This is a genomic window from Bradyrhizobium sp. CSA112, assembly GCF_029051645.1.
Lineage (GTDB): Bacteria > Pseudomonadota > Alphaproteobacteria > Rhizobiales > Xanthobacteraceae > Bradyrhizobium.
Map to the genome: position 1 here is coordinate 393,125 of NZ_JAACFS010000003.1, position 12,450 is coordinate 405,574.

At 62.5% G+C, this 12,450-nt stretch carries 12 protein-coding genes; 10 read left to right on the top strand and 2 right to left on the bottom strand.

The annotated features are described in order from the left end of the window. The first annotated feature begins 14 nt into the window (after positions 1–14). Positions 15–995, top strand: a complete 981-nt coding sequence (locus tag GWE18_RS09335; RefSeq protein WP_275185459.1) for a tripartite tricarboxylate transporter substrate binding protein — start codon at positions 15–17, stop codon at positions 993–995. Here the strand turns inward: GWE18_RS09335 and GWE18_RS09340 are convergent. Further along, on the bottom strand, positions 992–1,837 hold the full coding sequence (locus GWE18_RS09340) for a uroporphyrinogen-III synthase (protein WP_275185460.1): 846 nt from the start codon (positions 1,835–1,837) through the stop codon (positions 992–994). The two genes, GWE18_RS09335 and GWE18_RS09340, sit on opposite strands and share 4 nt — an antisense overlap. Before the next feature lie 139 nt (positions 1,838–1,976). On the opposite strand from GWE18_RS09340, the gene purU reads away from it, so the two are divergent. Next, on the top strand, positions 1,977–2,840 hold the full coding sequence (gene purU / locus GWE18_RS09345) for a formyltetrahydrofolate deformylase (protein WP_275185461.1): 864 nt from the start codon (positions 1,977–1,979) through the stop codon (positions 2,838–2,840). A gap of 22 nt (positions 2,841–2,862) precedes the next feature. On the opposite strand, the gene GWE18_RS09350 is transcribed toward purU, so the two are convergent. Continuing rightward, entirely contained in the window at positions 2,863–3,141 is a 279-nt protein-coding gene (locus GWE18_RS09350) for a hypothetical protein (protein WP_275185462.1), read from the bottom strand. Between the two features lie 406 nt (positions 3,142–3,547). Here GWE18_RS09350 and GWE18_RS09355 point away from each other — a divergent pair, with 406 nt between their 5' ends. From GWE18_RS09355 to GWE18_RS09390, 8 genes are all read left to right on the top strand, one after another. Then, complete coding sequence (locus GWE18_RS09355) at positions 3,548–4,672, top strand: ABC transporter substrate-binding protein (protein ID WP_275185605.1); 1,125 nt, start codon at positions 3,548–3,550, stop codon at positions 4,670–4,672. 140 nt (positions 4,673–4,812) lie between these two features. Next, positions 4,813–5,682, top strand: a complete 870-nt coding sequence (locus GWE18_RS09360; protein ID WP_057854165.1) for a branched-chain amino acid ABC transporter permease — start codon at positions 4,813–4,815, stop codon at positions 5,680–5,682. 7 nt (positions 5,683–5,689) lie between these two features. Continuing rightward, positions 5,690–6,721: a branched-chain amino acid ABC transporter permease gene (locus GWE18_RS09365; protein WP_275185463.1), complete on the top strand. Its 1,032-nt coding sequence runs from the start codon at positions 5,690–5,692 to the stop codon at positions 6,719–6,721. Next, complete coding sequence (locus GWE18_RS09370; protein ID WP_275185464.1) at positions 6,718–7,470, top strand: ABC transporter ATP-binding protein; 753 nt, start codon at positions 6,718–6,720, stop codon at positions 7,468–7,470. Before GWE18_RS09365 ends, GWE18_RS09370 begins: the two co-directional genes overlap by 4 nt. Then, positions 7,463–8,179 carry an ABC transporter ATP-binding protein gene (locus GWE18_RS09375; RefSeq protein WP_275185465.1) on the top strand — a complete coding sequence of 239 codons (717 nt, stop codon included), beginning with the start codon at positions 7,463–7,465 and terminating at the stop codon, positions 8,177–8,179. Before GWE18_RS09370 ends, GWE18_RS09375 begins: the two co-directional genes overlap by 8 nt. Positions 8,180–8,198: 19 nt before the next feature. Continuing rightward, entirely contained in the window at positions 8,199–9,317 is a 1,119-nt protein-coding gene (locus tag GWE18_RS09380) for a cobalamin-independent methionine synthase II family protein (RefSeq protein ID WP_275185466.1), read from the top strand. A gap of 364 nt (positions 9,318–9,681) precedes the next feature. Next, positions 9,682–10,839: an acyltransferase gene (locus GWE18_RS09385; protein WP_275185467.1), complete on the top strand. Its 1,158-nt coding sequence runs from the start codon at positions 9,682–9,684 to the stop codon at positions 10,837–10,839. Between the two features lie 255 nt (positions 10,840–11,094). After that, positions 11,095–12,447, top strand: a complete 1,353-nt coding sequence (locus tag GWE18_RS09390) for a hypothetical protein (protein WP_275185468.1) — start codon at positions 11,095–11,097, stop codon at positions 12,445–12,447. The last annotated feature ends 3 nt before the right edge of the window (positions 12,448–12,450 follow it).

Below are 12,450 nucleotides of genomic sequence, written 5' to 3' on the forward strand. Positions count from 1 at the left end.
TTGTCGGAGGAAGCATGATGAAATATCAGCGTCGCCAGTTCTTGCAGATCGTCGCCGGTGCGGCTGCGCTCCCCGTTACGTCAAGCATTGCAAGTGCGCAGGCCTATCCATCGCGGCCGGTACGCCTCGTGATCGGCTATACGCCCGGCGGCTCGGCGGACCTCACCTCGCGCCTGATGGGACAATGGCTGTCTGAAAAGCTCGGGCAATCCTTCGTGATCGAGAACCGGCCGGGCGGCGGCACCAATATCGCCACCGAGCAGGTGCTGCGCGCCACGCCCGACGGCTACACGCTGCTTCTCGTGGCGCCAGCCAACGCTATCAACGCCACGCTTTACGACAAGCTGCCCTTCGATTTCATGAAGGAGATGGAGCCGATCGCCGGCATCATTCGCTTCCCCAACGTCGTAGTGGTGCACCCGTCGCTGCCGATCAAGTCGATTCCCGAATTGATCGCCTATGCCAAGGCCAATCCGGGCAAGCTCAATATGGCGTCGTCAGGCAACGGGTCCACGATCCACATGTCGGGCGAACTGTTCAAGATGCTGACCGGCATCAACATGCAGCATGTGCCTTACCGCGGCGGCGCACCGGCACTCACCGACATGCTCTCCGGCGTGATGCAGGTGATGTTCGACAATCTTCCGACCTGCGCCGAGCACGTCAAATCCGGCAAGCTGCGCGGCCTCGCGGTTACCAGCACGACGCGGTCCGACGTGCTGCCGGACCTGCCGCTGGTCGCCGATTATCTGCCGGGCTACGAGGCCAGCGCCTGGTATGGCCTTGCCGCACCGAAAGGCACGCCGCCGGAAATTGTCGACAGGCTCAACAAGGCGGTCAACGAAATCCTCGCCGATCCCAAGGCAAAGGCCCGGTTTGCCGAGATCGGCGCGATTCTGCTGCCTGGCTCGGCCGCAGATTTCGGCAAGCTGGTGGCGGATGAAACCGACAAATGGGGCAAGGTAGTCAAGTTCGCGGGCGCCAAGGTGGACTAGCTTCTCGCTGCTGCGCGCGGCGGCTTCTTGCTTAGTTCTGCCGCCATCGCTGAGATCAGCGGCCGCATGAAGAAAGCGTCGTCGGCCGGATAGATATCGGTGCGCAGGCCGTGCGACTTGAGTTCGTCTGATACTGCCGGGCCGACGGAAGCGATCGGCGTGCGCTCGAGCCCCTCACGCAGCCGATCCTCGCAGCCGCGCGTCCGCGCGACCTCGATCAGGCGGCGGACCTGGCCGAGGTTGGTCAGCGCGATCGCGTCGATGCGGCCTGCCGCCATCTCGTCGATCGCGGTGAGGATGTTGGCGTCGGCAGCCTGCGCATCGTAGACGTAAGGCAGCACCGTATCGACCTCGGCGCCCTGCGCCTTGATCGCGCCGATCAGGACGCTGTGATCCTTGTCCGGGTAAAGCTGCAGGCCGAGGCGATGGGCGCGCAGATCGAGGCGCGACAGCATCTCGGCAACGCCTTCGGAGGTCGGCTTTTCCGTCGTCATCTGCGGTTCCAGCCCGATTTCCCGCAGCGCCTTGCCAGGTTTGGGCCCGCGGGCGAATTTGCGTGCCTTGCCGAGCGAGGCAATGAATTCCTGTTCGACGCCGATCCGCCGGACGACCTTCATCAACCGGCGCAGGCCTTCGCCCGTCATCAGCACGACGTCGTCAAAGGGCTTTTCAATGCACCGCCTGATCCAGGCTTCGACCGGCGCCGGGTCCGGCGCGTCGTGGATGGTGAACATCGGACATTGGAGCACGTCGGCGCCCTGCTCGGTGAGCAGGCGGGAAAACTGCGCCTCCTCGCGCGTTTCCAGGATCAGGATGCGGTAACCGTTCAATCTGTCAGCCATGATCTCGCTCCAACGCTTTTGCTTCGCGCTTTGTTCATCCTGACCCCGGTTTCGGGATTGGCGCAAGCGGATGCGCGGTGATAGAGCAGGGCCGCAATCGCCGCTTCACCCTTTTGCCTGAATTGTAGTCAGCTTTGCCATGCCCGATCACCAGTTCGTCCTGACCCTGTCCTGCCCGGATCGCCCCGGCATCGTTTCCGCGGTGTCGACCTTTCTTGCCCATAACGGGCAGAACATTCTGGACGCCCAGCAGTTCGACGACGTCGAGACCGGGAATTTCTTCATGCGAGTAGTGTTCACCGCCGCCGATCTCGCCGTCGAATTGCAGGCGCTGCAGACCGGCTTTACCGCTATCGCCGATCGCTTTGCCATGGAATGGCAGATGCGCGACCGCGCCAATCGCCGCCGGGTGATGCTGCTGGTCTCCAAATCGGATCATTGCCTAGTCGACATCCTCTATCGCTGGCGTACTGGCGAACTCGAGATGATCCCGACCGCCATCGTCTCCAACCATCCGCGCGAGACCTACGGCAATCTCGATTTCGGCGAGATCCCATTCCACTACATGCCGGTCACGAAGGAAACCAGGCGCGAGCAGGAAGAGGCGGTCTGGAAGCTGGTGCAGGATACAAAGACCGATCTCGTCGTGCTGGCGCGCTACATGCAGATCCTGTCGGACGAGATGTCGGCAAAACTGTCCGGGCGCTGCATCAACATCCACCACTCGTTCCTGCCGGGATTCAAGGGCGCGCGGCCCTACCACCAGGCGCATGAGCGCGGCGTCAAGCTGATCGGCGCCACCGCGCATTACGTCACGCGCGACCTCGACGAAGGCCCGATCATCGACCAGGACGTCGAGCGCATCAGCCATCGCGACACGCCGGAAGATCTTTCGCGCAAGGGCCGCGATATCGAGCGTCGCGTGCTGGCCCGCGCCATGCGCCATCACCTCGAGGATCGGGTGATTCTCAACGGCCGCAAGACCGTGGTGTTTATGGATTGAGGGGGGCATTCCCGCCTCGGCGTTAGCGGGCCCCATCCTGGGATGAAGGCGGGGGCTTGGCCTCTTCGCCGCGTTCGGAAGCCGGCAACAGACGCTTCCGCTCGCGCTCCCGCATGTACTCGTCATATTTCGCGGTCCCGGGGCGCGGCGGGGCGTCCGCGGGCAGTCCGCCGATCGCCGCCGGAATGGCGTCGCTGACCCCGGCTGCGAGCTTCTCGTTGATGGTCCCACAACCGGCCAAGCCGCAGCCCGCGAGGGCAACGGTGACGATCGTGAAAATATGGCGCGCGCTGGTCGACATCGGCAGAAGGCTACAACCTGACCCTTTAAGGATGATGGATTTAGGGCGCTGCCGCCGGGAACCGGCGAGGGCGCTTCTTTGTTGACAGGACCATTTGATTTGTACAACCGTACAAATAGCTAATCCACGGGAGGCGTCGGGCGGCGAAATCGGATCATATCATAATACCGTTGCGTATTTCGTGACAGTTCCGGCTGGCCTAGCCTCTTCGCCGCGGCACGCCAATGGTCCGATTGACAAAAGGGCGGCCAAGGACGCCATGTTGCCGCGCTACCCTGCCGAAAAATCTGGGTTATGGTGAGATCAAGGGCCGGGGACTCGGTTCGAGGCACAAGACCGATCAGGGGGAGAAACGTTCATGTCTTTTCGCAGTCACATGTTGCTGGCCGCAGGCGCTGTCGCAGGGATGCTGGCACTGGAGCCGGCTCACGCCCAGCAAACCGTCAAGATCGGGCTGATCCTGCCGATGACCGGCGGCCAGGCATCGACCGGCAAGCAGATCGACAACGCGGTCAAACTCTACATGCAGCAGAACGGCGACACCGTCGCCGGCAAGAAGATCGAAGTCATCCTCAAGGACGACGCCGCAGTTCCCGACAACACCAAGCGCCTCGCGCAGGAACTGATCGTCAACGACAAAGTCAATTTCATCGCGGGCTTTGGCGTGACGCCGGCAGCCCTTGCCGCGGCGCCTCTGGCGACGCAGGCCAAGGTTCCGGAAATCGTGATGGCGGCGGGCACCTCGATCATCACCGAGCGTTCGCCCTACATCGTCCGCACCTCGTTCACGCTGGCGCAATCGTCGACCATCATCGGTGATTGGGCCGCGAAGAACGGCATCAAAAAGGTCGCGACGCTAACCTCCGACTATGCGCCCGGCAACGACGCGCTGAACTTCTTCAAGCAGAACTTCACCGCCGGTGGCGGCGAGATCGTGGAAGAGGTGAAGGTGCCGCTGCAAAATCCTGATTTCGCTCCGTTTCTGCAGCGTATGAAGGATTCCAAGCCCGACGCCGTGTTCGTGTTCGTGCCGGCAGGACAGGGCGGCAACTTCATGAAGCAATATGCCGAACGCGGGCTCGACAAAGCGGGCATCAAGGTGATCGGCCCCGGCGACGTGATGGATGACGACCTGCTCAATGGCATGGGCGATGCTGCGCTCGGCACCGTCACCGCGCATCTTTATTCCGCGGCCCATCCCTCGGCCGCAAACAAGGAATTCGTCGCCGCCTACAAGAAGGCCTTCGGCCAGCGCCCGGGCTTCATGGCGGTCGGCGGCTATGACGGCATCCGCCTGATCTACGAGGCACTGAAGAAGACCGGCGGCAAAACCGACGGCGATGCGCTGGTCGAGGCGATGAAGGGCATGAAGTGGGAAAGCCCTCGCGGCCCGATCTCGATCGATCCGGAAACCCGCGACATCGTGCAGAACATCTACATCCGCAAGGTCGAGAAGGTCGACGGCGAACTCTACAACGTCGAGTTTGCGACCTTCGAGGCCGTGAAGGATTCCGGCAAGACCAAGAAGTGACGCGGGACGCGTCATCCCGGGGCGCGCATCAGCGCGAACCCCAGATGCGCAATTGCGCATCAAGGATCTCGAGATTCCGGGTCTGGTCCTTCGGACCATCCCGGAATGACGGGTTGCGTTGAGAGGTTCAGCCCCATCCCATGACCACGCTGTTCACCATCCTGTTCGACGGTGTCGCTTACGGCATGTTGCTGTTCGTGCTGGCCTGCGGGCTCGCGGTGACGCTCGGGCTGATGAATTTCGTCAATCTCGCCCATGGCGCCTTCGCCATGACCGGCGGCTATATCTGTGCGGTGCTGGTGAACAATTCCGGCTGGCCGTTCTTCGCAGCGCTTCCGCTCGCCTTCGTCTCGGCCGCGGCGATCGGCGTGCTGCTGGAGCGCACGCTGTACCGCCACCTCTACACCCGCAGCCATCTCGACCAGGTGCTGTTCACGATCGGCCTCACCTTCATGTCGGTGGCGGCGGTGGACTACATCATGGGATCGTCGCGCATCTTCATCAAGCTGCCGGCGGCGCTCGAAGGCCAGTTCGATTTCTTCGGCGTCGGCATAGGCCGCTACCGGCTGATGATCATCGTGATCTGCGGCTTGCTCACGGTGGCGCTGCAACTGATCCTGGCACGCACGCGCTTCGGCAGCCGCTTGCGCGCGGCGGTCGACGATCCCCGCGCGGCGATTGGGCTTGGCATCAACGTGCCGCAGGTCTTCGCATTCACTTTTGCCTTCGGCTGCGGCCTCGCAGGTCTCGGCGGCGCACTGAGCGCCGAGATTCTCGGGCTGGATCCGTATTTCCCGCTGAAGTTCATGATCTACTTCCTGATCGTGGTCACGGTCGGCGGCTCGTCCAGCATCACCGGGCCGTTCCTCGCTTCGCTGCTGCTCGGCATCGGCGATGTCGCCGGCAAATATTACGTGCCGAAGATGGGGCCGTTCGTCATCTACACCATCATGATCGTCATCCTGATCTGGCGTCCGAACGGTCTGTTCGGCCGCGCCGCCGCGCGATGAGCCCGCGATGACCGCAACATCCGACGTCTCATCCCATGCCATTGCCCGCGCCCGCTGGCGGCCGGCCGAGATCGCGTTCTGGATCCTCGCGGCATCCTGCGCGTTCCTGTTTCCGTCCCGCTATCTGATCATGACGGACATCATTCGGCTGGCATTGTTCACGCTGTCGCTCGACCTGATCCTGGGCTACGCCGGCATTGTCTCATTGGGGCATGCCGCCTTCTTCGGCGTCGGCGCTTATTCCGCCGGGCTGATGGCGCTGCACGGAATCATCAACGAGCCTGTCATTGCGCTGGTCGTAGCGGGGCTGATCGCCATGGTGCTCGGCTTCCTCACCAGCTTCCTCGTGATCCGCGGCGTCGACCTGACGCGGCTGATGGTGACGCTCGGCATCGCGCTGCTGCTCGAAGCGCTGGCGGAACGCTTCTCCAACATCACCGGCGGCACCGACGGGCTGCAGGGGATCGAGATGCAGCCGATCCTCGGCCTGTTCGCGTTCGACATGTTCGGCAAGACCGGCTTCTTCTATTCGCTGATCGTACTGTTCCTGCTGTTTTTGCTGGCGCGGCGGATCGTGAATTCGCCGTTCGGCCTGTCGCTGCGCGCGATCAAGAACAACCCGTTGCGGGCATCCGCGATCGGCGTGCCCGTCAACCGACGCCTGATCGCGATCTATACGGTGGCTGCATTTTATGCGGGCATCGCCGGCGCGCTGTTCACCCAGACCACGGCACTGGCGTCGCTTGATGTGTTCGCGTTCGAGCGCTCGGCCGATCTGATGCTGGTGCTGGTGATCGGCGGCACCGGCTATCTCTATGGCGGCTTGATCGGCGCTGTCGTGTTCAAGATGCTGCAGGAATTGTTTCAGACCATCACGCCGCAATACTGGATGTTCTGGATCGGGCTGGTTCTGGTCGTGATGGTTCTGGTTGGCCGCGAGCGCATCCATCGCTGGGTGCTTTGGGGGCCGAACTTCGTCATTCGTCAGGTCTTTGGACGCAAGGCCGTCGTGGCCGTTCCCGAAAGCGATGCGCCATGACGATCGCGCTGGAAACAAAAGGACTGGAGAAATCCTTCGGCGGCTTGAAGGTCACGCGCGACCTGTCGCTGAGGGTGGAGCAGGGCGCCCGCCATGCCCTGATCGGGCCGAACGGCGCCGGCAAGACTACCGTCATCAACCTCCTGACCGGCGTGCTGAAGCCCAATGCCGGGCAAATCTTGCTCGAAGGCAACGACATTACGGACCTGGCGGTTCACAAGCGGGTACTCCGCGGGCTGTCGCGCACCTTCCAGATCAATCAGCTCTATGCCGACCTTACTCCGCTGGAAACAATTGGGCTCGCCGTCTCCGAGCGGCTCGGCGGCGGCGGCGATTGGTGGCGGCGTATGGGCACGCGCGGCGACGTCAATCAGGAGATCGCGGAAACGCTCGGGAGCTTTCATCTGCTTGATGTGATGAATGAGCGCACCGCGACGCTGCCTTATGGCAAGCAGCGCCTGCTGGAGATCGCGGTCGCGATTGCAACGCGGCCGCGTGTGCTGCTGCTCGACGAGCCTGCCGCCGGCGTGCCGGAAAGCGAGCGCCATGATATTCTGGCCGCCGTCGCTGCCCTGCCGCGCGATGTCACCGTATTGCTGATCGAGCACGATATGGATTTGGTGTTTTCCTTCGCCGACCGGATTTCGGTGCTCGTCAATGGCGCCATGCTGGTGGAGGGCCCGCCAGACGAAGTGGCGCGGGATCCCCAGGTCAAGGCGGTCTATCTCGGCGAGGCTGCCGATGCCTGATCTTCTCGTCATCGACAGCTTGCGTGCCGGCTACGGCGAAGCTGTGGTGCTGCCCTCGATGTCGCTCGCGCTGGGCGAGGGCCAGGTGCTGGCGCTGCTCGGGCGCAACGGCACCGGCAAGACCACGCTGATCAATTCGATCGTCGGCATCACCCGCCGCTTCGGCGGCGCGATCTCTCTCGGTGGGCTTGATATCACCGCGATGCGCCCGGACCAGCGGGCGCGTGCAGGGATCGGCTGGGTTCCGCAGGAGCGCAATATCTTCCGCTCGCTGACGGTCGAGGAAAACATGACCGCCGTGGCCCAGCCCGGCCCGTGGACCGTGGAAAAGGTCTACGAGATGTTTCCGCGGCTGAAGGAGCGCCGCACCAATTTCGGCAACCAGCTTTCCGGCGGAGAGCAGCAGATGCTGGCGATTGGCCGCGCGCTTACCCTCAATCCGAAAGTCCTGCTGTTGGACGAGCCGACCGAGGGACTGGCGCCGATCATCGTCGAGGAGTTGCTCCGGGCGCTCGGCACCATCACCCGGGCTGGCGGCATCTGCTCGATCATCGTCGAGCAGAATGCGCAAAAGATTCTGGGGCTGGCCGATCGGGTTGTGATATTGGAACGCGGCGCAATCGTGCATGATGCGGCCAGCAGCGCGTTGAAGGCCGATCCCGCGGTGCTCGAACGCTATCTCGGCGTCGCCGGCGCTGCAGCGCACTAGATTTATGGGAGTGAAGACCATGCAGAGAACAAAGCCCCCGTTCCGTGCCGACGAGGTCGGCAGTCTGTTGCGGCCGCCGCGCATCAAGGAAGCGCGCGCCAAGCTGGAGAAAGGCGAGATCACTGCGGAGGACCTGCGCAAGGCCGAAGACCTCGAGATCGAAAAGGTCGTGCACAAGCAGGCCTCTATCGGCCTGAAGCTTGCGACCGACGGCGAGTTCCGCCGCTCCTGGTGGCATTTCGACTTTCTCGCCAAGCTCGGCGGTTGCGAGCTCTTTCACCCCGAGACCGGTATTCAGTTCGCGGGCGTCGAGACCCGCCATGACGCCGTCCGCGTGATCGGCAAGCTCGATTTCCCCGACAACCATCCGATGCTGGATCATTTCCGCTTCCTGAAGAAGCATGCCGACACCGCGCACGTCACGCCGAAGATGACGATCCCGTCGCCCGCGGTGCTGCATTTCCGCGGCGGCCGCAAGTCGATCTCGAAGGAGGTCTATCCCGACCTCGAGGAATTCTTCCTCGACCTCGGCAAGACCTATCGCAAGGCGGTCAAGGCATTCTATGACGCCGGCTGCCGTTACCTGCAGTTCGACGACACCGTGTGGGCCTATCTCTGTTCGCAGGACGAGTTGCAGAAGGCACGCGATCGCGGCGACAACCCTGACGGCCTGCAGGAAATCTACGCGCGCATCATCAACTACGCTTTGGCCGAGCGGCCGGCCGACATGGTGATCACCACCCATGTCTGCCGCGGCAATTTCCGCTCGACCTGGATCTCGTCCGGCGGCTACGAGCCGGTCGCCGAGACCATGCTGGCCGGCACCAATTACGACGGCTACTTCCTCGAATATGATTCCGATCGCGCCGGCGGCTTCGAGCCGCTGCGGTACTTGCCGAAGGGCAACAAGGTCGTGGTGGTCGGCGTCATTACGTCGAAATTCGGCGAGCTGGAGAAGAAGGACGACATCAAGCGCCGCCTCGAAGAGGCCGCCAAGTTCGCTCCGCTCGATCAGCTCGCGGTCTCGCCGCAATGCGGCTTTGCCTCGACCGAGGAAGGCAACATCCTGTCCGAGGAAGAGCAGTGGGCTAAGCTCAGCCTCGCGGTGGAAGTCGCTGGCGAGGTGTGGGGGAAGTAGGCGCACGGTCATTGCGCGCCACGGTTGTCACCGGCCATCGCTCGGCTTGTCCAGGCCAAACAATGCGCGGGTGATGACATCCTCTATGTGGCGCTTGTATTGGTGTTTCCAAACACTTGACGGATGCGCGGGGTAAACGCCCGCGCATCGGTAATATTTTGGCGGTTTCTTTTCGACTTTGTTGACCGTGTTTTCCGACCTGCCTGTCCGCGGTCGCCGACAGGAATTACAACAAAACCCGTACCTTAACCTGCCGTTCAGCCTTTCCGGCGAAGCTCGCACAAAGGAAAACCGGCGGCGCCGACCGTCTCGCGGCCGCCGCTCACCAGCCTTGTGGGCTGTGTTTCGAAGTGTGAGGGCGAGCGTGATCAGCCTCGGTGATCAGCTAGACAGACATCGCGGCTTTGGGCCCGGGTTCGACTTTCTCCGGATTTCCCTCGCACTTGGAATTGTGGTCTGGCACTCCTTCAGTCTTGCGCATGGCGGATTCAATATCGAGCAAGCCCCGGTCGCATGGTTCGCCGGCTACGGCATGGTCTATCTATTTTTTGCCTTGAGCGGCTTTCTGATCGCGGGCAGCGCGCAGCGCCTCAGCCTCGGTAATTTTCTCGTCAATCGGGGCTCACGGATTTTTCCGGCGCTTGTCGTCGAAGTCCTGCTCTCGGCGTTCGTTCTGGGCGCGCTGTTCACCGAGCTTCCAGTCGGGGAATATCTGTCCAATCCAGGGACCTATCGATACCTGACGAACATCCTCGGTCTGATGAATTTTCATCTGCCCGGCGTGTTCAAGGGCAACAGCGTCGACGTCGTCAACTATTCGCTCTGGACAGTGCCTTACGAATTCTTCTGCTACTTTATCATCATGTCGGCCTTCATGATCTTTGGCTTGCTTCGCAGGCCGGCGCTGGTTGTCGCCTTCGCAGCGGCAATGGCGATCATCGGCCTTGCCCTGGCGCTGTTTGCAGCAGGCCCGCAATCTGAGGGTGGGCTCATCAAGCTCTGCTATTCCGCCTTCACCGAACGCGGGTCGCGGCTGATCGTGGCATTCATGCTGGGAAGCGCTGCCTACCTGTTGCGATATCGGATCCCCTACAGCCATGCGGCTTTCGGCCTCAGTATGCTGTTCCTGTTCGGCCTCGCAGCGCTTGGACCACTGACCGTTCCCTCACTCAATGTGCTGGCTTCGCTGCCGCTGGTCTACGTCATGGCCTATCTTGGGGCTTCCAACGTGCCGATGCCCCCTGTGTTTCACGAGCGTGATTATTCCTACGGAATCTATCTCTACGGGATGCCGATACAGCAGATGATGATCAGCCTTTTTCCAAACGTCACCAGCCCGGTGGCCCAACTCGGCCTGGCGGTTCCGACCATCATCTGCTTTGCGGCGCTTTCCTGGCATCTGATCGAGCGGCCGATATTGCGGCAGCGGCGACGCTTCTCGTTCGTCGCCAAGGTCCGCGATGTCGGCCCGAGCACGCCGGCGCCGATTGCGTCGGACGAAGCCTTGCGGATGGCCAAGTGAGTGAGAAGGTGGCGTCGTGCTGGAGAAGGCCGGCGGCGTAGGGGCGAGCTCGCCGGCGACACGGTGACCGGCTTCATCTGCAGACCGACCGCCGCCATTTCCGGCTTGCCCGGCATGGCGATGCCGCCACGGCGCAGACATCGGGCGGTTCAATCGTGCCAGGGCATCCGGCAGGCCCTTCCCCCGTTGGGCAGGTGGTGGTAGGACACTTCGGCCATCCGGCTCTGCCCACCGAAACTTCCCAAACTCCATCCGATGAAGAACGACCAGATTCTCAGCCAGATCACCGAGTTTTGCCGCCAGGCCGACATGGCGGAGACGACGTTCGGGCGCCGGGCGGTCAACGACGGCAAGCTGGTGCATCGCCTGCGCGAGGGCAAACGCATCACCGTCGACACGCTGGATCGCATCCATGCCTATATCGCGGCGTCCACCGGCAGCCTTCCGCCGCCCCGCGGCCTCGAAGTGCCGCCTGAAAAGCGCGATCCGCGCGGCAATTTCCGCTTTTTCGAGAACCGTCAGAAATACCTGCTGTTCGTCCATACCTGCAGCGAAAAGCGGGTCATTGCCGAGCGGGTGGCGCTGGAGCTGTCCAGCCTGCATCCGCGCCCGCCGGCGCTTCGGGTGTTCGACGCCGGCGTCGGCGACGGCACGGTGCTGGCGCGGGTGATGCGCTCGATGCACGGCCGCTTTCCCCACATGCCGTTCTACATCGCCGGCAAGGAGCTCAGCCTGGAGGACGTCCGCCTGACGCTCGATAAGGTGCCGGACCGGCTGTTCGAGCACCCCGCGACCGTCGTCGTCCTGACCAACATGCATTACGCCGAGGCGCCCTGGCTGACGCCGGCCTCGCCGGCCGCAGCCGCCGGGATGATTTGGCATGAGGTACCCTTGCGGGGGGCCTCTTCGGGGGAATTCGAGGCCCAAATTGCCGAATTGGGGCCGTTTCTGGAACAAAACTGGCGGGCCAATATCAGCCCCAAATCGGGCATGCCGATCTATGAACGCCCGGTGGCGCTGGTGGTGTATCGGGAGGACCACAGGTTCCTGCTTGATTCGATCATCCCCCGGGCGGGCCGAACCGAGGCCAATTTCGATCTTGTGATCGCTTCCCAGCCCTACCGGGCAAAATCCTCTGTGAATTTCCGCGCCAAGCGGATCATCGCTCCGCTGGCCCGTTCCCTGCGGGCAGGGGGCCGTCTGATTGGAATTCACTCCCACGGGCAGGATCCGGGCCTGGAAATCATCCAGTCGGTCTGGCCCGGAGAAAATCCTTTCGCGGTGAGCCGTCATGAGCTATTGCGCGCGGTGAAATACGAGCTGGGATCGGCTGGGCGCGACCTTAACTTTAATGCCTACGCCGATAACCGTTCCATCTTCCGTTATGATATGGAAGCGCTGCCCAACGAGGTCACCGGCCAGATCGGAACCTCGACGGCCTTTGCAGCGTGGAATGCGGCGGTGTATGTCGCCCAGATCGAAGACGACCGGTTGACGGAAATGACTGAAAACAGCCGAACACTCGATGCCACCAGAGAGGTTCTGCGCAAGCATAATGGGCTTTGGTTTTACGACGAATCCTACGTCATTTCGCGCCGTCGCGACTGACAT